Below are 17,878 nucleotides of genomic sequence, written 5' to 3'. Positions count from 1 at the left end.
CACCTCTGATCGACTGGGATGTGCGGCACGTGCGTTTCCTCAATGACATCCAGCCCGCGTACGACCTGACGTACGACGACGTCTTCATGGTGCCGAGCCGCTCCGCGGTCGGCTCGCGTCAGGGCGTGGACCTCGGCTCGCCGGACGGCACGGGTACCACCATCCCGCTGGTCGTCGCCAACATGACCGCGATCGCGGGCCGGCGGATGGCCGAGACGGTGGCCCGGCGCGGCGGACTCGTGGTGATCCCTCAGGACATCCCGATCGACGTGGTCACCGATGTCATCACCTGGGTCAAGAGCCGCCACCTGGTGCTGGACACCCCGATCGTGCTGGCCCCGCACCAGACCGCCGCCGACGCGCTGGCCCTGCTGCCGAAGCGGGCGCACAACGCGGGTGTCGTCGTGGACGAGGACGGCCGCCCCGTCGGCGTCGTCACCGACCGGGACCTGACCGGCGTCGACCGGTTCACCCAGCTCGCCGAGGTCATGTCCCGCGACCTGCTGCTCCTCGACGCGGACATCGACCCCCGCGAGGCCTTCAACAAGCTGGACGCCGCCAACCGCAGGTACGCCCCGGCGGTCGACCGGGACGGCAAGCTGGCCGGCATCCTCACCCGCAAGGGCGCCCTGCGCGCCACCCTCTACACCCCGGCGACCGACGCGAACGGCAGGCTGCGCATCGCCGCCGCCGTCGGGATCAACGGCGACTTCGCGGACAAGGCGAAGCAGCTGCTCGACGCGGGCGTCGACACGCTCGTCATCGACACCGCGCACGGTCATCAGGAATCGATGATCAGCGCGATCAAGCTGGTCCGCGGCCTCGACCCGCACGTCCCGATCGCGGCCGGCAACATCGTCTCCGCGGAAGGGGTCAAGGACCTCGTCGACGCCGGTGCGGACATCATCAAGGTCGGTGTGGGCCCGGGTGCCATGTGCACCACCCGCATGATGACCGGCGTCGGCCGGCCGCAGTTCTCGGCGGTCCTGGAGTGCGCCGCGGAGGCGAGGAAGTACGGCAAGCACGTGTGGGCCGACGGAGGTGTCCGGCACCCCCGTGACGTCGCCATGGCGCTGGCCGCCGGTGCGTCCAACGTGATGATCGGCTCCTGGTTCGCGGGCACCTACGAGTCCCCGGGCGACCTTCAGCAGGCCGCCGACGGGCGGCTGTACAAGGAGTCGTTCGGCATGGCCTCGGCGCGGGCGGTGCGTAACCGCACGTCGGAAGAGTCGGCCTACGACCGGGCCCGCAAGGCGCTCTTCGAGGAGGGCATCTCCACCTCCCGGATGTTCCTCGACCCGGCCCGGCCGGGTGTGGAGGACCTGATCGACTCGATCATCGCGGGTGTGCGGTCGTCGTGCACGTATGCCGGTGCGGGGTCGCTGGAGGAGTTCGCCGAGAAGGCGATCGTGGGGATCCAGAGTGCGGCCGGTTACGCGGAGGGGAAGCCGCTGCACGCGAGCTGGAGCTGACCGGAGGGGGCCGGTCGCGGGGTTCCCCGCGCCTCTGACGGGGCTCGTGTTCTACTTCGTGTGCGGCTACCGCCGGCCCCGTCCTGCAACACCTGAGAGCTGAACAACCCCTTGCTGAACGATCTCGACGAACGCATCGTGCACGCCCTCGCCGAGGATGCCCGCCGCTCCTACGCGGACATCGGGCAACTGGTCGGTCTGTCCGCGCCCGCTGTCAAACGGCGCGTGGACCGGCTGCGCGCCACCGGGGCGATCACCGGATTCACCGTACGGGTCGATCCGGCGGCCCTCGGCTGGGAGACCGAGGGGTTCGTCGAGATCTACTGCCGGCGCAACACGTCGCCCGAGACCATCCAGCGGGGGCTGGAGCGCTACCAGGAGGTGGTGGCCGCGTCCACCGTCACCGGGGAGGCCGACGCGGTCGTGCAGGTCTTCGCGTCGGACATGCGGCACTTCGAGAGAGTGCTGGAGCGGATCGCGGGTGAGCCGTTCGTGGAGCGGACCAAGTCGGTACTGGTGCTGTCGCCCCTGCTGAGGAGGTTCTCCTCGGGGGCACCGGGGTGAGAGCGGGGGAGAGGGGGCGGGGGGTGCGGTGGCCTGCCGGGTGCGGGCCGGTGAGGGGTGTTCGCGCAGTTCCCCGCGCCCCTTCAGGGCGCGGTTCCACCGCCGACCAAGGGGCGCGGGGAACTGCGCGACCAGCCACGAACCACCCGCACCCGGCACGCCACCGCACCCCCACCCCCTACTCCGCGGTCTTCCTCGCCAACGCGTTGTTGCCGATGGAGTTGTGGACGCTGAAGCTCACCGCGTCCGACCGGTAGCGGTCGTCCGACCACTCCACCGGCCGCCCCTCCCGCGTCGTCGTCACCCGCCGCACCCGCAGCAGCGGGCTCGTCCGGCGGATGCCGAGCAGCTCCGCGTCCTGTGCCCCCGCCGCCACCGCGTCGATGACGTGCTCGCCGTACGCGAAGACCAGCCCCGTGTCCTCGTACAGGCGTTGGGTGACCGACGGGCACTCCGGCTCTATCGCCTCGACCGCCGGGGAGATCCAGTCCGCGTACACAGTGCGCTCCAGCAACACCGGTTCGCCGTCCAGGCCGCGGATGCGCAGTACGTGCAACACCGGTGCACCGGCGTCCAGTTGGAGACGGACCGCGTCCTCCTGGGAGGCGGGCCGGTACTCCTGGGACACCACGTGTCCCGTCGCCTCGCGGCCCATCGCCTTCGCCCACTGCGCGAAACTGCGCAGCTCCGCGAAGCTCTGGCTGCGGCGGCTGGCCAGCACCACCCGGCGGGCGCCCTGGCGGGAGCCGATCAGGCCCTCGGCGGTGAGTGCGGCGACCGCCTGGCGGACCGTGCCGCGGGAGACGCCGTACTCCGCGGCGAGCTCCGTCTCCGAGGGCAGCCGACTGCCGACGGTGTACTCCTCGCGGTCGATGGCGCGCCGCAGCTCGTCGGCGATCTCCTCGTGTCGCGCCGTCATGCTTCCCCTCTGAGTAGGCCGCTGTGCACAGCGTGACCAGCCTAATCGACGTTCCCGAGTGATTCGTGTCAGCCCGGAACCGGCCAGGACTGTGCAGGGAATTGGGGTTCAGGATTTATACGGCGTTCATGTGCCCGACATCCATGACGGGCGTACTGGGGCCAACTTGTTCAGACAAGTTCGCTCGGCGCCGCCCCACAGCGCCGCCCACCCTCGTGCGTACTCCCTGGAGAGACCGTGACCGTGTCCCTGCCGAGAACCGCCCTCCTCGGCGGCTCCCTCGCCGCCGTAGCCGCGCTCGCCCTGAGCGGCTGCGGTGCCGCTCCCGACAACGCGTCGTCCACCACCTCCGACGGCAAGAGCGCCGCCACCGCCACCTCCGCCGCCGACCTCGGCGGCATGGACAAGCTGATCGCCGCCGCCAAGAAGGAGGGCACGCTGCACATCATCGCCGTGCCCCGCGACTGGGCGAACTACGGCGCCATCATCGACGGCTTCCAGAAGAAGTACGGCATCAAGATCGAGGACGAGAGCCCCGACGGCTCAAGCCAGGACGAGATCAACGCCGTGACGTCGCGGAAGGGGCAGGACCGGGCCCCGGACGTGCTCGACCTCGGCTCGTCGTTCGCGCTCAGCGCGGCGCAGCAGGGGCTGCTCGCGCCCTACAAGGTGACCTCGTACTCCGACATCCCCGAGGGCCAGAAGGACCCGCAGGCCCGCTGGTACAACGACTACGGCGGCTACATCTCCATCGGCTGCGACGCGAAGCGGGTCAAGACCTGCCCGACCACCTTCGCCGACCTGCTCAAGCCGCAGTACAAGGGCCAGGTCGCCCTCAACGGCAACCCGACGAAGTCCGGTTCGGCGTTCGGCGGCGTCTACGCGGCGGCGCTCGCCAACAAGGGCTCCTTCGACGACATCCAGCCCGGCCTGGACTTCTTCGCCAAGCTGAAGAAGAACGGCAACTACACGCCCGTCGAGTCCACCCCGGCCACCGTCGAGAAGGGCGAGACGCCCATCTCCATCGACTGGGACTACCTGAACGCCGGTTACGCCGACGAGTTCAAGTCCAAGGGCGTGGACTGGAAGGTGTCGATCCCGACCGACGGCCAGTACGCCCAGTACTACTCCCAGGCCATCAACAAGGACGCCCCGCACCCGGCGGCCGCCCGCCTGTGGCAGGAGTACCTGTACAGCACCGAGGGCCAGAACCTGTGGCTCAAGGGGTACGCGCGTCCGGTCCTGATGTCCGCCCTGGAGAAGGCCGGCACGCTGGACAAGACCGCCGCCGCCAAGCTGCCCGCGGTCACCGGCACGCCGGCCTTCCCGACCGAGGCCCAGCAGGACAAGGCCAAGACCGTCCTCTCGACGGGCTGGTCGAAGGCCGTCTCCGGATGACGGCCACGCTCACGCGGGCCGACGTGGCGTCCGCCGCTTCCCGGAAGCGGCGGCGCCGCGCCCCCGGCTGGATCGCCGTCGCCCCGCTCCTCGTCTTCACGGCCATCGCCTTCGGGCTGCCGGCCGTGGCCATGCTGAACGGCGCCTTCACGGTCAAGGACCCGGCGAGCGGGGTCTCCTCGTACACCGGGCGGAACCTCGGCGACTCCCTCCAGGGGCCGTACCTCACCGCCCTCGTCGGCAGCGTGAAGCTGTCCGCGCTCTCCGCCCTCATCGCCGCCGTCCTCGGGCTGCCGCTCGCGCAGGCCGTCGTCAGCTCGCGCTCCCGGGCGCTGCGCGAGGCCGTGCTCACCGCCTCCGGCGTCCTCGCCAACTTCGGCGGTGTGCCGCTGGCGTTCGCCTTCGTGGCGACCCTCGGCAACGCCGGTGTGCTGACCGTGCACCTGCACCTCGCGGACCACGGCTGGGACCTGTACAGCTTCTGGGGGCTCGTACTGGTCTACCTGTACTTCCTGATCCCGCTGATGGTCCTCACCATCACCCCGGCCCTGGACGGGCTGCGCGTCCAGTGGCGGGAGGCCGCGCTCAACAACGGCGCCACCGGCCTGCAGTACTGGCGGTTCGTGGCCCTGCCCGTGCTCGCGCCCTCGCTGCTCGGCGGGCTCGTGCTGCTCTTCGGCAGCGCCTTCGCCGCCTACGCCACCGCCGCCGCCATGGTCGGCAGCGCGGTCCCGCTGGTCACCCTGCAGATCGCCGACGCCCTCTCCGGCAACGTCCTGGTCGGCCAGGAGAACGTGGCCCTCGCCCTGAGCCTGGACATGGTGCTGGTGGCCGGTGTGGTGATGGCCGTGTACCTGCCCCTGCAACGACGGAGCGCCCGATGGCTCGACGCCTGACCCCCTGGCGCTGGGCCGTCCTCGGCCTGGCCGCCCTCTACTTCCTCGTCCCGCTGGGCGCCTCCGTCCTCTTCACGGTGGACGTGCCCGGCCAGGGCGTCACCTTCGACGCCTACACCCAGATCCTGTCCGCCGACGGGTTCGTGTCCAGCCTGCTGCTCTCGCTGGAGCTGGCGGTCGCGACCATCGCCGTCGTACTGCTGCTGACGGTGCCCGCCGTGGTGGCCCTGCGGCTCAGCGCGCCCAGGCTGCGTCCCGTCGTCGAGATCGTCTGCTCGCTGCCGCTGGTGGTGCCGCCGATCGCGTTCGTCGCCGGCATCGTGACCGTGCTCAAGTGGGGCCCGGACTATCTGTCCCGGACCCCGCTGTTCGAGACGTTCGTCGCCATCCAGAACCCGGGCTTCCCGGTCGTCCTGGTCCTCGCCTACGTCGTGATGGCGCTGCCCTTCGTGTACCGGGCGCTGGACGCGGGACTGCGCGCGATCGACGTGCGCACCCTCGTGGAGGCCGCCCGCAGCTGCGGTGCCAACTGGCCGCAGGCCCTCGTCCGGGCCGTACTGCCCAACCTGCGCGGGGCGCTGCTCAACGCGGCCTTCCTCACGCTGGCCCTCGTGCTCGGCGAGTTCACCGTGGCCCGGCTGCTCGGCTTCGAGCCCTTCGCCGTGTGGATCTACGACGTCGGCGGCTCGCAGGCCCAGATGTCCGTCGCCGTCTCCGTGCTCAGTCTCCTGGTGACCTGGGCCCTGCTCCTCGCGCTCGCCGGTGCCGGCGGCCGTGACCGTACCGCTTCCTCCCGGGGATGAGACACCATGACCACCGCCACCCTTGAGAAGGCCGCGACCGTCGAGTTCCGGTCGCTGCGGCGCGAGTTCGGCGCCACCGTCGCCCTCGACGGACTCGACCTGACCGTTCAGCAGGGCGAGTTCCTCGCCCTGCTCGGCCCGTCCGGCTGCGGCAAGACCACCGCGCTGCGCATGCTCGCCGGGTTCGAACACCCCGACTCCGGCGCCGTGCTGGTGGACGGCGAGGACGTCACCCAGGTCCCGGCGCACCGCCGAGACGCCGGGATGGTCTTCCAGTCGTACAGCCTCTTCCCGCATCTGAACGCCGTCGACAACGTGGCCTTCGGGATGCGGATGCGCAAGGTGCGCACGAGTGAACGGCGGGCGCGGGCCGCCGAGTTGCTGGAGCTGGTCGGGCTCGGCGACAAGGGGGAGCGGTTCCCGCACCAGCTCTCCGGCGGCCAGCAGCAGCGGATCGCGCTCGCCCGCGCCCTCGCCCTGCGGCCCCGGGTCCTGCTGCTGGACGAACCGCTGTCCGCCCTCGACGCCAAGGTCCGGCTCAGCCTCCGCGAGGAGATCCGCCGGCTCCAGCAGGAACTCGGCATCACCACACTGTTCGTGACGCACGATCAGGAGGAGGCGCTGTCCATCGCCGACCGGGTCGCCGTGATGCGCGCCGGGCGGCTCGAACAGTGCGCCGAACCCGCCGAGCTGTACGGCCGCCCGGCCACCGCCTTCGTCGCCGAGTTCGTCGGGACGATGAGCCGGATCCCGGGGACGGTCAAGGACGGCTCGGTCGAGGTGCTCGGGCAGCGGCTGCCGGCCGACGGGCAGGTGCCGGGCACGGGCGAGGTCGACGTGCTCGTGCGGCCCGAGGCGGTCCAGGTGCGCGGGGACGGCGCCGGTACGGCCACCGTCGTCGCCACCGCCTTCCTGGGCGCGGTCGTCCGGGTCACGGTACGGCTCGCCGACGGCACCGAGGCCAAGGCCGACCTGCCCGCCCACGAGGCCGCCGAGCTGGGCGCCGGATCCGCCGTGAGCGTGTCGCTGCCCGAGCGGCCCGTGCTCGTGGCGGAACGCGTCCAGAAGTAACGCTGCCCGAAGTCCCGCCCCCCACGTGAGGAATGACAACAACGTGACCCCCCACCCCCGACTCCCGCTCCAGGCCGTCCTGTTCGACATGGACGGAACGCTGGTCGACACCGAGCGACTGTGGTGGGAGGCGGTGGAGAGCGTCGCCGGACGGTCGCTCGGCGAGGCCGACGAGCCCGACGTGCTGGGCCGTCCGGTCGAACACACCGCCCAGTGGCTGGCCGACGCCGGCGGCCGGTCGGCCGCCGGCCTGGCAGCCGAGCTGCACCGGGAGTTCGCGGACCGCGTCCGCACCGGCATCGTGCCCCGCCCCGGCGCCCTCGACCTGCTGGACGCCCTGGACGCGGCCGACGTGCCGACCGCCCTGGTCACCGCGTCACCACGCGCGGTCGCCGACCTCGTCCTCGACGCCCTTGGTCCCGGCCGGTTCGCCGCCTCCGTCACCGCCGACGACACCGGCCGCACCAAACCCGCCCCCGACCCGTACCTGGCCGCCTGCCGCGCCCTCGGCGTCGACCCGGCGGCCTGTGTCGCCGTCGAGGACACCGAGACCGGGGTCGCCTCCGCCGAGGCCGCCGGATGCGCCGTGCTGGCCGTGCCCTCCCTCGCGCCGATCGGCAGCGCGCCCGGCCGGACCGTCCGTGACACGCTGGTCGGGGTCACCCCGAGGGAGCTGAGCGAGATGGCCGTACCGGAGCTCCGCGTGATGTCCTGGAACCTGTGGCTCGGCGGCAGCCGGATCGACGACCACCGGGCCAAGCAGATCAAGGCGATCATGGACGCGGGCGCGGACGTCGTCGGGCTCCAGGAGACCGCCGGGACCAGTGCGCGGGAACTCGCCGAGGCCCTCGGCTGGCACCACCACGCGGCGGGCGAGAACCTCGGGATCATCAGCCGCTTCCCGGTCACCGCCCGCCTCGGCGACCCGGACGTCGGCTTCTACGGAGCCGCCGGGGTGCGGATCGCCGTCCGGCCCGGCCGCGAGGTCGAGATCTGGACCGCGCACCTGCACTACACGCCGTACGGGCCCTACGAGTTCCACTTCGACGGGCTCGGCGCCGACGAGCTGATCGCCCACGAGGAGGTGCGGCTCGGGCAGCTGAGGGAGGCCCTGCGGTGGATCGGGGACGGAGACGTGCCCGTGGTGCTCGTGGGGGACTTCAACTGCCCGTCCCACCTGGACTGGCCGGCGGTCCAGTGGCCGGTGACCCGGGCCGGGGAGGAGGCCGGGTTCCGTGACTCCTACCGGGAGGCGCACCCGGACCCGGCCGCCGCGCCCGGCCACACCTGGTCGCCGGTCCACCCCGTCCACGAGGACGGCAGCGGGCGACCCGAACCGCAGGACCGGATCGACTACGTGCTGCACAGGGGGCTGCGCGTACTCGGCTCCCGGACCTGGGTCACCGGCACCCCGGTGCCCTGGCCCGAAGTGGCGGGCAACGACTGGCCCTCCGACCACGCGGCCGTCGTCACCACGTTCGCCGTCGAGCCCTAACCAGGGGTTACCGGGGGCAACCATTGCGGACGGGATGACGATCCCGTAGGTTTTGCGGGCCCCTTACTGGCTGGTAACACCGGTAGGTAACCATGCGCTGGCCCCTCGGCCGACCCACCACCGTCCGTGCGCGGATCGTGGCGCTCGCGCTCGCCCCGGCCGTCGCGCTGACGGTCCTGTGGAGCTTCGCCATGGTCTCCGTCACCGCCGAGCTACGCGCGCTGATCCGGCTCCAAGGGGTGTACGACGACTTCGGCACCCCCGTCGACACCGCCGTCGGGCAGCTCCAGATCGAACGGCGGCTGTCGGCGGCCTACCTCGGCGCCCGCCTGGACACGGCCACCGCCGCCGACCTGCTCGCCCAGCAGCGGCGCACCGACCGGGCGGTGGCCGCCATGCGCGACGCCGTCCAGGGCGGCGACCGCGGGCGCCTCAGCGACCGGCAGCGCGAGGCGCTCGACGCGATGGTGACCGCCACCGGCACCCTGGAGAAACTGCGCGGGCAGGTGCTGTCCCGGCGGATCTCCTGGGACGGCGCCGTCGCCGGCTACAGCGCCCTGGTGGAACCCGGCTTCGACGTCGAGTCCGCCCTCACCGCACTCCAGGCGGGCCGGCTGGCCCGGGAGTCCCAGGTCGTCATCGAGCTGGTGCGGGTCCGGGAGTTCGTCTCGCGCGAGGACGCGCTGGTCGCCGGGGCACGGGCCGCCGGACGGCTCACCGACGGGCAGTACGACACCCTGACCGCGACCATCGAGGACCGGCGGGTCTTCGAGCGGACCTATGTCCCGGACCTGCCGTCCGACTCACGGGCACTGTTCGAGAAGTTCCAGGGCGCAGAGCTGCACCGCTCGCTGGTGCGCGGCGAGGACGCGCTGCTGCGGGCGGGCGCGGACCGGGCCGGTGCGGCCGTCGCCGCGGACACCTGGCGGTCGACCACCGACCAGGCGGTCAAGCAGTACATGCTGCTGTGCACACGCTCGGCAGAGAACTCCGCCGCCCGCGGCCGGGCCTTCGCCTACCGGGAGCTGGGCAAGACGGTCGTCGTCGGCGTGCTCGGGCTGGTGGCGGTGGCACTGTCGCTCTGGCTCGCGGTGCGCGGGGCCCGCCGTGTCTCGCGCCGCCTGGAGACGCTGCGGGACGCGGCCGATCTGCTGACCGCGCGCCAACTGCCCGCCCTGATGGAGCGGCTCAGCGCCGGTGAGGACGTGGACGCGGTCACCCAGGCGCCACCGCTGGCCGCCGGCGAGGCCGGGGACGACGAGATCGGGGACGTCGGCCGGTCGTTCAACCGGGCCCGGCTGGCCGCCGTCGAGGCCGCGGTCAGGCAGGCCACCCTGCGCCGGGGCCTGTTCGCGGTCCTCCTCAACATCGCCCGCCGCAACCAGGCTCTCGTCCACCGCCAGCTGAAACTCGTCGACACACTGGAGCGGCGCACCGACGACCCGGCCGTCCTGCGCGAACTGTTCCGCATCGACCACCTCACCACCCGGATGCGCCGGCACGCGGAGAGCCTGATCATCCTCTCCGGCGCGACCCCCGGACGACGCTGGCGGCGGCCCGTGCCGATCGCCGACGTGGTGTCCTCGGCGGTCGGTGAGATCGAGGAGTATCCGAGGGTCGTGGTGCCGCCGATGCCCGAGGTGGGGGTGGCCGCCGACGCCGTCGCCGACGTGGTGCACCTGCTCGCCGAGCTCCTGGAGAACGCCACGGTGTTCTCGCCGCCGCACACCCAGGTCACCCTGCGCACCGGCCGGGCCGGCCACGGCTTCACCCTGGAGATCGACGACCGGGGCCTCGGCCTCGACGCCGACCAGCTCACCGAGGCCCGCCGCACCCTCACCGCCCCCGACGCCTTCGACCCGACCCGCCACGACCGGCTCGGCCTCTACGTCGTGGGGCGCCTCGCCGCCCGGCACGGCATCGAGGTGACCCTGCGGGAGTCGCCGTACGGGGGGACGACGGCGCTGGTGCTGCTGCCGGGGGCGGTGCTGGCGGAGGTGGAGCCGGAGACCGGCGGGCGGGGCGGCGAGCGAGCCGGACGGCCGCACTCGGCGGACGAACGCGGAGGCCGGCCCGCGCCGGCGGTCGGTGCGGGCAGCGACGCGGGGCCCGCACCGGCCCGGCCCGCGCACCCCGCCACGGCACCGCCGCCCCCGGCCCTGCCCACCCGCACCCGCCAGGCCTCCCTCGCCCCCGAGCTGCGCGCGGAGCCGGCCCCCGGCGAGAGGCGTGACCTGGACGCCGACGAGATGCGGGCGGTCTTCGGAGCTTTCCAGCGCGGCCTGGACCGGGGGCGCAGGGGAGTGCCGACCGGCCCCGAGGAGCCGAACCACACCGAGGAAGGGACACGTGCCGACCATGACCAGTGACCACCAGCCCCAGCCACCCGGCACCGCGACCGCCCCGGACACCGGTTCCACGGCCGCCCCCGGCCCTGGTTCTCCCGAGGCCGGTCCCGGGGCCGTCGCGCAGCCCGGGAGCGATCTCGGCTGGCTTCTCGATGATCTCGTCGCCCGGACCGATCACGTCCGGCAGGCCGTGCTGCTCACTGCCGACGGGCTGCCGCTCAGCCACTCCGAGGGGATGCGGCGGCGCGACATCGAGCACCTCGCGGCCGTCTGTTCCGGCTTCCACAGCCTGGCCCGCTCGGCGGGGGACCGGTTCGGCGCCGGGGAGGTGCGGCAGACCATGGTGATGCTCGACGACGCCTACCTCTTCGTCACCCCGGCCGGACACGGCAGCCGCCTCGCGGTGCTCAGCGACGTCCGCACCGACGTCGGCCAGCTGGCCCACGAGATGGCCCTGCTCGTCCGCCGCCTCGGCCACCACCTCGACGCGGCCACGCGCTCCGCCCCCTGACGACACCGGTGAGCGACGAGCACTGGTACGAGGACGAGACCGGTTCCCTGGTCCGTCCGTACACCGTGACCCGCGGCCGTACCGAACCCTCCGGCCGGCACACCATCGACCTGATGTCGCAGGTCACGGCGGTGGACGCGGATCCGGCCCAGCCGGACGTCGACCATGCCCGCGCCGCCCTGCTCGCCCTGGTGCGGCGTGCCGCCCGGCCGGTCGTGGAGCTCGCCGCCGACGCCGACCTGCCGCTCACCGTCGTACGCGTGCTGCTCGGCGATCTCGCCGAGGCCGGCCTGGTACGGATCGACCCGCCGCGCCGGGTGGAGCCGGCCGGCCCCGCCGCCGACCCCGAACTGCTGAAGGAGATCGTGGAGCGGCTGCGGGAGCTCTGACCGCGCAACGAATCGCCGCCGCACGCCCGCCGCACGCAACGAACCGCTCACCGGCACGCAACGGCTCCTTCTTGTCCGGCCCGGCCCGCCGACCGTACGGTCTAGATGGCCCCCAGAACCCCGTCCGTACCCGGTGAGGACCCGCATGCGCACCGCCCTGCTCCAGAGCTCCGGCCGCCCCGGCTCGATCGTCGAGAACCTCAAGGTGCTCGACGAGGCCGCCGGCCGGGCCGCCGCCGCGGGCGCCGGGCTGCTCGTCGCCCCCGAGATGTTCCTGACCGGCTACGCGATCGGCGACGACATCGCCCGCCTCGCCGAGCCCGCCGACGGCGACAGCGCGGACATGATCGCCGAGCTGGCCCACCGGCACGGCCTGGCGATCACCTACGGCTACCCCGAGCGCGACGGCGACCGCGTCCACAACTCCGCCCAGCTGGTCTCCGCCGACGGCACCCGGCTCGCGAACTACCGCAAGTCCCACCTGTTCGGCGGCTTCGAGGCGGACCACTTCACCCCGGGCGACCAGCCGGTCGTCCAGGCGGAGCTGAACGGCCTCACCGTCGGGATCATGATCTGCTACGACGTGGAGTTCCCGGAGCTCGTCCGCGCCCACGCCCTGGCCGGCACCGACGTGCTCCTCGTCCCGACGGCGAACATGCACCCGTTCCAGCTGGTCGCCGAATCCCTGGTCCCGGTACGGGCCTGGGAGAACCAGATGTACGTCGCCTACGCCAACCGGGTCGGCCACGAAGGGGAGTTCGAGTTCTTCGGGCTCTCCACGCTGGCCGGACCCGACGGGGTCGCCCGCGCCCGGGCCGGTCACGGTGAGGAACTCGTCGTCGCCGACGTCGACCCGGTCCTCCTCGCCGCCTCCCGCGCGGCGAACCCGTATCTGAAGGACCGCCGCCCCGGCCTCTACGGGTCCCTGGCCTGACCTCCCTCCCTGCTCTTCTCCCCCCGGCTCTTCCTCCCCTCGCTCTTCTTTCAGCCTTTCGCAAGGAGTCCGTACCCCATGACGTCCACGGTGCCCAACGCCGTCGAGCACGCAGACGAGCAGCAGCCGCCGATCACCATGTTCGGCCCGGACTTCCCGTACGCCTACGACGACTTCCTCGCCCACCCGGCGGGCCTCGGCCAGATCCCGGCGACCGGGCACGGTACCGAGGTCGCGGTCATCGGCGGCGGCCTGTCCGGCATCGTGGCCGCCTACGAGCTGATGAAGATGGGCCTGAAGCCGGTCGTCTACGAGGCCGACAAGATCGGCGGGCGGCTGCGGACCGTCGGCTTCGAGGGCTGCGACCCCTCGCTGAGCGCCGAGATGGGCGCGATGCGTTTCCCGCCGTCCTCCACCGCCCTCCAGCACTACATCGACCTGGTGGGCCTGGAGACCCGCGCGTTTCCCAACCCCCTCGCGGAGGCGACGCCTTCGACCGTCGTCGACCTCAAGGGCGAGTCGCACTACGCCGAGACGATCGACGATCTCCCGCAGGTCTACCGGGATGTCGCCGAAGCCTGGAACAAGTGCCTGGAAGAGGGCGCCGACTTCTCCGACATGAACCGTGCGATGCGCGAGCGGGACGTGCCGCGCATCCGCAAGATCTGGGCGAAGCTCGTCGAGAAGCTCGACAACCAGACCTTCTACGGCTTCCTCTGCGACTCCGAGGCCTTCAGATCCTTCCGGCACCGCGAGATCTTCGGCCAGGTCGGCTTCGGCACGGGCGGCTGGGACACCGACTTCCCCAACTCCATCCTGGAGATCCTGCGGGTCGTCTACACCGAGGCCGACGACCACCACCGCGGCATCGTCGGCGGCTCCCAGCAGCTGCCGCTCCGGCTCTGGGAGCGCGAGCCGGAGAAGATCGTGCACTGGGGGTACGGGACGTCCCTGAAGTCCCTGCACGAGTACGGCGCGCCCCGCCCCGCCGTGACCCGGCTGCACCGCACCACCGGAAACCGGATCACGGTGACGGACGCCAATGGCGACATCCGCACCTACCAGGCGGCGATCTTCACCGCCCAGTCCTGGATGCTGCTCTCGAAGATCGCCTGTGACGACTCGCTCTTCCCGATCGACCACTGGACCGCGATCGAGCGCACCCACTACATGGAGTCCTCGAAGCTGTTCGTCCCCGTGGACCGGCCGTTCTGGCTGGACAAGGACGAGCAGACCGGCCGGGACGTCATGTCGATGACGCTCACCGACCGGATGACGCGCGGCACCTACCTCCTCGACGACGGTCCCGACCGGCCCGCCGTCATCTGCCTCTCCTACACCTGGTGCGACGACAGCCTGAAGTGGCTGCCGCTGTCCGCGCAGGAGCGGATGGAGGTCATGCTGAAGTCGCTCGGCGAGATCTACCCCAAGGTCGACATCAGGAAGCACATCATCGGCAACCCGGTGACCGTGTCCTGGGAGAACGAGCCGTACTTCATGGGCGCGTTCAAGGCCAACCTGCCCGGTCACTACCGCTACCAGCGGCGCCTGTTCACGCACTTCATGCAGGACCGGCTGCCGGCCGACAAGCGGGGCATCTTCCTCGCCGGCGACGACATCTCCTGGACGGCGGGCTGGGCCGAGGGCGCCGTCCAGACCGCGCTGAACGCGGTCTGGGGCGTCATGCACCACTTCGGCGGAGAGACCGACGCGGCCAACCCCGGCCCCGGTGACGTCTACGACGAGATCGCACCGGTCGAGCTCCCCGAGGACTGACGGGCGAGGCCGGCTAGACCCCGGCCGCTCGCGCCTTCTCGTACACCTCGGTGGCGACGTCCTTGAGTTCCCGGGCGTCGCGCGGGGTGCTCTGGAGGTCGATGAGGATCTCCTCCAGGCCGACCGCCGCGTGGGCCACGAGGTCCTCGACGATCTGGTCGGCGCTGCCCTGGAAGGGGCTGCGGTCGGAGCCGTCGTAGGCCTTGGGCGTGTACACGGCGTTGACCCGCACGACCGTCTGGATCCGTTCCTTCCGGCCGCGTTCGGCCGCCAGGTCCTGCAACTCCTGCCACTGCGCGGCGAGCTGCTCCACGCCCATGCCGACGGGCAGCCAGCCGTCCGCGTGGTCGACCAGCCGGCGCAGGGCCTTCCTGCCGTGCGCGCCCAGCATGATCGGGATCGGCCGGGCGGGTTTGGGGCCGACCACGGCCGAGGCGATCTTCGTGATCCGCCCGTCGTAGCGCACGGGGTCGGGGCCCCATACCGCCCGGCACACGTCGATGACCTCGTCGAGCACCTTGCCGCGGTCCTCGAACGGCCGGACACCGGCCGCCGCGTACTCGTCGAGGGACCAGCCGGTGCCCAGGCCCGCCACCACGCGGCCGCCGCTCGCCGCGTCCAGCGAGGCCAGGGACTTGGCCAGTTGGAAGGGGTTGTGCAGGGGCGCCACCAGCACACTGCTGCCCAGCCGGGCCCGCTCGGTGGCCGCGGCGGCGAGAGTGAGCGTGACCAGCGGGTCGGCCACGCCCCGGTAGTTGTCGGGCCAGGGAACGCCCTCCATGCCGTACAGCCCCTGGGTGGCGGGCTCCGGGAACAGCGCCCGCTCGAAGACCCACAGGCTCTCGTAGCCGACCTGTTCGGCGGCGCGTGCCACGTCGGGGACGTCGGTGCCGAGGGAGTACTGCCGCATCTGGGGAAGCGAAAGGCCGAGCCGAACGGTCATACCGGTGCTCCTTTGCAGTCGAGTGCCTGCCGTGAACGTACGGCGGACGTCGGGGATTCCGGTCGCGGCTCGCGGCCGATCGGATCAGGCCACCTCAGTCGCCCAGCGGCGTGAGCAGCATCCGGCCTGCCAGGCCCACGGCCGCGTCCAGCCGCTCGGTGAACTCCTCGACCAGTTCCTCGAACCCGCGCAGCGCCCACAGCGCCCGAGCCGCCGCCCAGGTCGCGTCCCGGGCCCGCTCCAGGCTCCAGGAACCGAGCAGATGGGTCAGCGGGTCGGCGATCTGGAGCAGGTCGGGGCCCGGCATCAGATCCTCGCGGATGCGCTCCTCCAGTGCGACGAGCAGGTCGCCCACGCGGTCGAACTCGTCCTCCAGATCGGCCGGTTCACAGCCGAGCGTACGGCAGGCGTCGACCACGGCCAGCGCCAGGTCGTGGCCGATGTGCGCGTTGATGCCGGCCAGCGCGAACTGCAGTGGGCGGACCCCGGGATGGCGCCGGAACTGGAACAACGGCCGCCAGCAGGCCGGGGGTCGGCGGCCCGCCGCCTCCGCGGCCACGGCGGCCAGGTAACGCTCCGCGAACCGTACGTCGAGGGTGGCCGCGGCCCCGGGGTCCGTGAACCGGCCCGCGTCCAGGCGCCGTTCGACCTCCTCCGTGACGGCGAGGTACACCCGGTTGAAGACCGCGATCCCGTCCCGCTCGGGCAGGTCCGCGTCCAGGGCGCGCATCCGGGAGACGACGGTGCCGACCGGGGCGGTGAGGTGTTGCGACTGCGCCATGGGGGAAGGGTCCCAGCCCCGGACCGGCCCGCGCGGCGACGGGCCCGGCACTTCCCCGGAACGGGGGAACGGGCCCCGCCGGCGCGGAGGGCGAGCGGGGCCGTGCGAGAGGTGGTGCCGACTGCCTACGGCCGGGTGTCGTCGTAGGAGCTGGTGCCCTCGTCGAGGAGCGGTTCCCGGCCCTTGAGGTGGGCCGGGGCCATCGCACGCAGGGCGTGGTAGCCGATGATGACCACCAGGGTGCCGAGGGCGATGCCGCTGAGGGAGAAGGTGTCGGTGAACTTCATGCTGACGTTCCCGACGCCGATGATGATGCCGGCCGCCGCCGGGACCAGGTTCAGCGGGTTGCGCAGATCGACCTCGGCGTGCAGCCAGATCTGGGCGCCGAGCAGGCCGATCATGCCGTAGAGGATCACCGTGATGCCGCCGAGGACCCCGCCCGGGATCGCGGCCACGATCGCGCCGAACTTGGGGCAGACGCCGAAGAGCAGCGCGAAGCCGGCGGCGGCCCAGTAGGCGGCGGTGGAGTAGACGCGGGTCGCCGCCATCACGCCGATGTTCTCGGAGTAGGTGGTGTTGGGCGGGCCGCCCACCGCGGTGGAGAGCATCGAGGCGACGCCGTCGGCCGAGATCGCCGTGCCCAGCTTGTCGTCGAGCGGGTCGCCGGTCATCTCGCCGACCGCTTTGACGTGCCCGGTGTTCTCGGCGACCAGGGCGATGACGACCGGCAGGGCGACCAGGACCGCCGACCACTGGAAGGACGGGCCGTGGAAGGACGGCAGCCCGATCCAGTGGGCCTTGCCGACGCCGGAGAGGTCCAGGCGCCAGTGGTCGGTGACCTTGCCGCTCGGGCTCATGGAATGGATCCTGCCGAAGATCCGGTCGAGGGCCCAGGACAGGACGTACCCGAAGACCAGGCCCAGGAAGATCGCGATGCGGGACCAGAATCCACGCAGACAGACGACGGCCAGACCGGTGAACGCCATCACCAGCAGGGCCGTCCACTGGTCCTGCGGCCAGTAGGTGGAGGCGGTGACCGGCGCGAGGTTGAAGCCGATCAGCATCACCACCGCGCCGGTGACGATCGGCGGCATCACGGCGTGGACGACCCGGGCGCCGAAGCGCTGGACGGCCAGCCCGGTCAGGAACAGCACGGCGCCGACCACGAGGATCGCGCCGGTCACGGTGGCGCTGGTGCCGCCCTGCGCGCGGATGACGGCGGTCACCCCGACGAAGGACAGCGAGCAGCCCAGGTAGCTGGGGACCCGGCCGCGCGTCGCCAGCAGGAAGATCACGGTCGCGACGCCGGACATCATGATCGCGAGATTGGGGTTCAGACCCATCAGGACCGGGGCGACGAAGGACGCGCCGAACATGGCGACCACATGCTGGGCGCCGAGCCCGATCGTGCGCGGCCAGGAGAGCCGTTCGTCGGGGCGAACCACCGCTCCGGGCGCGGGCGTGCGCCCGTCGCCGTGCAGTTTCCAGCGCACACCGAGATCCATGGTGGGCTTCGCTTTCCTTGTACGTGAAGTTGGTCCGCACCATTGTCACGGCTACCTGGGGGTCCTACGCTCG

At 72.1% G+C, this 17,878-nt stretch carries 16 protein-coding genes; 12 read left to right on the top strand and 4 right to left on the bottom strand.

Annotated elements, in window-relative coordinates:
- Nucleotides 1-29 precede the first annotated feature (29 nt).
- Both OHB00_RS10510 and OHB00_RS10505 read left to right on the top strand, forming a co-directional pair.
- Nucleotides 30-1,472, top strand: a complete 1,443-nt coding sequence (locus tag OHB00_RS10510; protein WP_406433546.1) for a GuaB1 family IMP dehydrogenase-related protein — start codon at nt 30-32, stop codon at nt 1,470-1,472.
- A 111-nt stretch (nt 1,473-1,583) separates the two neighbouring features.
- Entirely contained in the window at nt 1,584-2,036 is a 453-nt protein-coding gene (locus OHB00_RS10505; RefSeq protein ID WP_046726552.1) for an Lrp/AsnC family transcriptional regulator, read from the top strand.
- A gap of 178 nt (nt 2,037-2,214) precedes the next feature.
- Here OHB00_RS10505 and OHB00_RS10500 read toward each other — a convergent pair whose 3' ends face one another.
- The gene (locus OHB00_RS10500) at nt 2,215-2,955 is read right to left on the bottom strand and encodes a GntR family transcriptional regulator (protein WP_406433544.1); all 741 of its coding nucleotides are present in this window, start codon (nt 2,953-2,955) and stop codon (nt 2,215-2,217) included.
- A gap of 237 nt (nt 2,956-3,192) precedes the next feature.
- On the opposite strand from OHB00_RS10500, the gene OHB00_RS10495 reads away from it, so the two are divergent.
- From OHB00_RS10495 to OHB00_RS10450, 10 genes are all read left to right on the top strand, one after another.
- Nucleotides 3,193-4,353 (top strand): ABC transporter substrate-binding protein, encoded by a 1,161-nt coding sequence (locus OHB00_RS10495; RefSeq protein ID WP_406433542.1) that lies wholly within the window; start codon nt 3,193-3,195, stop codon nt 4,351-4,353.
- Nucleotides 4,350-5,249: an ABC transporter permease gene (locus OHB00_RS10490; protein WP_406433540.1), complete on the top strand. Its 900-nt coding sequence runs from the start codon at nt 4,350-4,352 to the stop codon at nt 5,247-5,249. Before OHB00_RS10495 ends, OHB00_RS10490 begins: the two co-directional genes overlap by 4 nt.
- A complete protein-coding gene (locus tag OHB00_RS10485) occupies nt 5,234-6,052 on the top strand; it encodes an ABC transporter permease (RefSeq protein ID WP_406433538.1) in 819 nt (272 codons plus the stop codon). Before OHB00_RS10490 ends, OHB00_RS10485 begins: the two co-directional genes overlap by 16 nt.
- A gap of 6 nt (nt 6,053-6,058) precedes the next feature.
- Nucleotides 6,059-7,123 carry an ABC transporter ATP-binding protein gene (locus OHB00_RS10480; protein WP_406433536.1) on the top strand — a complete coding sequence of 355 codons (1,065 nt, stop codon included), beginning with the start codon at nt 6,059-6,061 and terminating at the stop codon, nt 7,121-7,123.
- Nucleotides 7,124-7,166: 43 nt separating this feature from the next.
- Nucleotides 7,167-8,618, top strand: a complete 1,452-nt coding sequence (locus OHB00_RS10475) for an HAD-IA family hydrolase (protein ID WP_406433534.1) — start codon at nt 7,167-7,169, stop codon at nt 8,616-8,618.
- 92 nt (nt 8,619-8,710) lie between these two features.
- A complete protein-coding gene (locus OHB00_RS10470; RefSeq protein WP_406433532.1) occupies nt 8,711-10,987 on the top strand; it encodes a nitrate- and nitrite sensing domain-containing protein in 2,277 nt (758 codons plus the stop codon).
- Nucleotides 10,977-11,477, top strand: a complete 501-nt coding sequence (locus OHB00_RS10465; protein ID WP_406433530.1) for a roadblock/LC7 domain-containing protein — start codon at nt 10,977-10,979, stop codon at nt 11,475-11,477. Before OHB00_RS10470 ends, OHB00_RS10465 begins: the two co-directional genes overlap by 11 nt.
- Nucleotides 11,478-11,485: 8 nt before the next feature.
- Nucleotides 11,486-11,866 (top strand): DUF742 domain-containing protein, encoded by a 381-nt coding sequence (locus tag OHB00_RS10460; RefSeq protein WP_406433528.1) that lies wholly within the window; start codon nt 11,486-11,488, stop codon nt 11,864-11,866.
- 145 nt (nt 11,867-12,011) lie between these two features.
- Nucleotides 12,012-12,800, top strand: a complete 789-nt coding sequence (locus OHB00_RS10455; protein ID WP_406433526.1) for a carbon-nitrogen hydrolase family protein — start codon at nt 12,012-12,014, stop codon at nt 12,798-12,800.
- 78 nt (nt 12,801-12,878) lie between these two features.
- Nucleotides 12,879-14,576 carry a flavin monoamine oxidase family protein gene (locus tag OHB00_RS10450; RefSeq protein WP_406433524.1) on the top strand — a complete coding sequence of 566 codons (1,698 nt, stop codon included), beginning with the start codon at nt 12,879-12,881 and terminating at the stop codon, nt 14,574-14,576.
- Between the two features lie 13 nt (nt 14,577-14,589).
- Here OHB00_RS10450 and OHB00_RS10445 read toward each other — a convergent pair whose 3' ends face one another.
- From OHB00_RS10445 to OHB00_RS10435, 3 genes are all read right to left on the bottom strand, one after another.
- Nucleotides 14,590-15,519: an LLM class F420-dependent oxidoreductase gene (locus OHB00_RS10445; RefSeq protein WP_406433522.1), complete on the bottom strand. Its 930-nt coding sequence runs from the start codon at nt 15,517-15,519 to the stop codon at nt 14,590-14,592.
- A 94-nt stretch (nt 15,520-15,613) separates the two neighbouring features.
- Nucleotides 15,614-16,300, bottom strand: a complete 687-nt coding sequence (locus OHB00_RS10440; protein ID WP_406433520.1) for a DUF5995 family protein — start codon at nt 16,298-16,300, stop codon at nt 15,614-15,616.
- Between the two features lie 125 nt (nt 16,301-16,425).
- The gene (locus OHB00_RS10435; protein ID WP_406433518.1) at nt 16,426-17,805 is read right to left on the bottom strand and encodes a uracil-xanthine permease family protein; all 1,380 of its coding nucleotides are present in this window, start codon (nt 17,803-17,805) and stop codon (nt 16,426-16,428) included.
- Nucleotides 17,806-17,878 lie beyond the last annotated feature (73 nt).

Source organism: Streptomyces sp. NBC_00631, from assembly GCF_045206895.1.
Classification (GTDB): Bacteria; Actinomycetota; Actinomycetes; order Streptomycetales; family Streptomycetaceae; genus Streptomyces.
Note: the sequence above shows the minus strand (reverse complement) of the source record. Positions and strands in the feature narration are given on the sequence as shown.

Bases quoted from the DNA above. Each gene is read 5' to 3' on its own strand.
- OHB00_RS10500 (WP_406433544.1), bottom strand. From the start codon at position 2,955: ATGACGGCGCGACACGAGGAGATCGCCGACGAGCTGCGGCGCGCCATC.
- OHB00_RS10490 (WP_406433540.1), top strand. From the start codon at position 4,350: ATGACGGCCACGCTCACGCGGGCCGACGTGGCGTCCGCCGCTTCCCGG.
- OHB00_RS10485 (WP_406433538.1), top strand. From the start codon at position 5,234: ATGGCTCGACGCCTGACCCCCTGGCGCTGGGCCGTCCTCGGCCTGGCC.
- OHB00_RS10480 (WP_406433536.1), top strand. From the start codon at position 6,059: ATGACCACCGCCACCCTTGAGAAGGCCGCGACCGTCGAGTTCCGGTCG.
- OHB00_RS10470 (WP_406433532.1), top strand. From the start codon at position 8,711: ATGCGCTGGCCCCTCGGCCGACCCACCACCGTCCGTGCGCGGATCGTG.
- OHB00_RS10465 (WP_406433530.1), top strand. From the start codon at position 10,977: ATGACCAGTGACCACCAGCCCCAGCCACCCGGCACCGCGACCGCCCCG.
- OHB00_RS10455 (WP_406433526.1), top strand. From the start codon at position 12,012: ATGCGCACCGCCCTGCTCCAGAGCTCCGGCCGCCCCGGCTCGATCGTC.
- OHB00_RS10450 (WP_406433524.1), top strand. From the start codon at position 12,879: ATGACGTCCACGGTGCCCAACGCCGTCGAGCACGCAGACGAGCAGCAG.
- OHB00_RS10445 (WP_406433522.1), bottom strand. From the start codon at position 15,519: ATGACCGTTCGGCTCGGCCTTTCGCTTCCCCAGATGCGGCAGTACTCC.
- OHB00_RS10440 (WP_406433520.1), bottom strand. From the start codon at position 16,300: ATGGCGCAGTCGCAACACCTCACCGCCCCGGTCGGCACCGTCGTCTCC.
- OHB00_RS10435 (WP_406433518.1), bottom strand. From the start codon at position 17,805: ATGGATCTCGGTGTGCGCTGGAAACTGCACGGCGACGGGCGCACGCCC.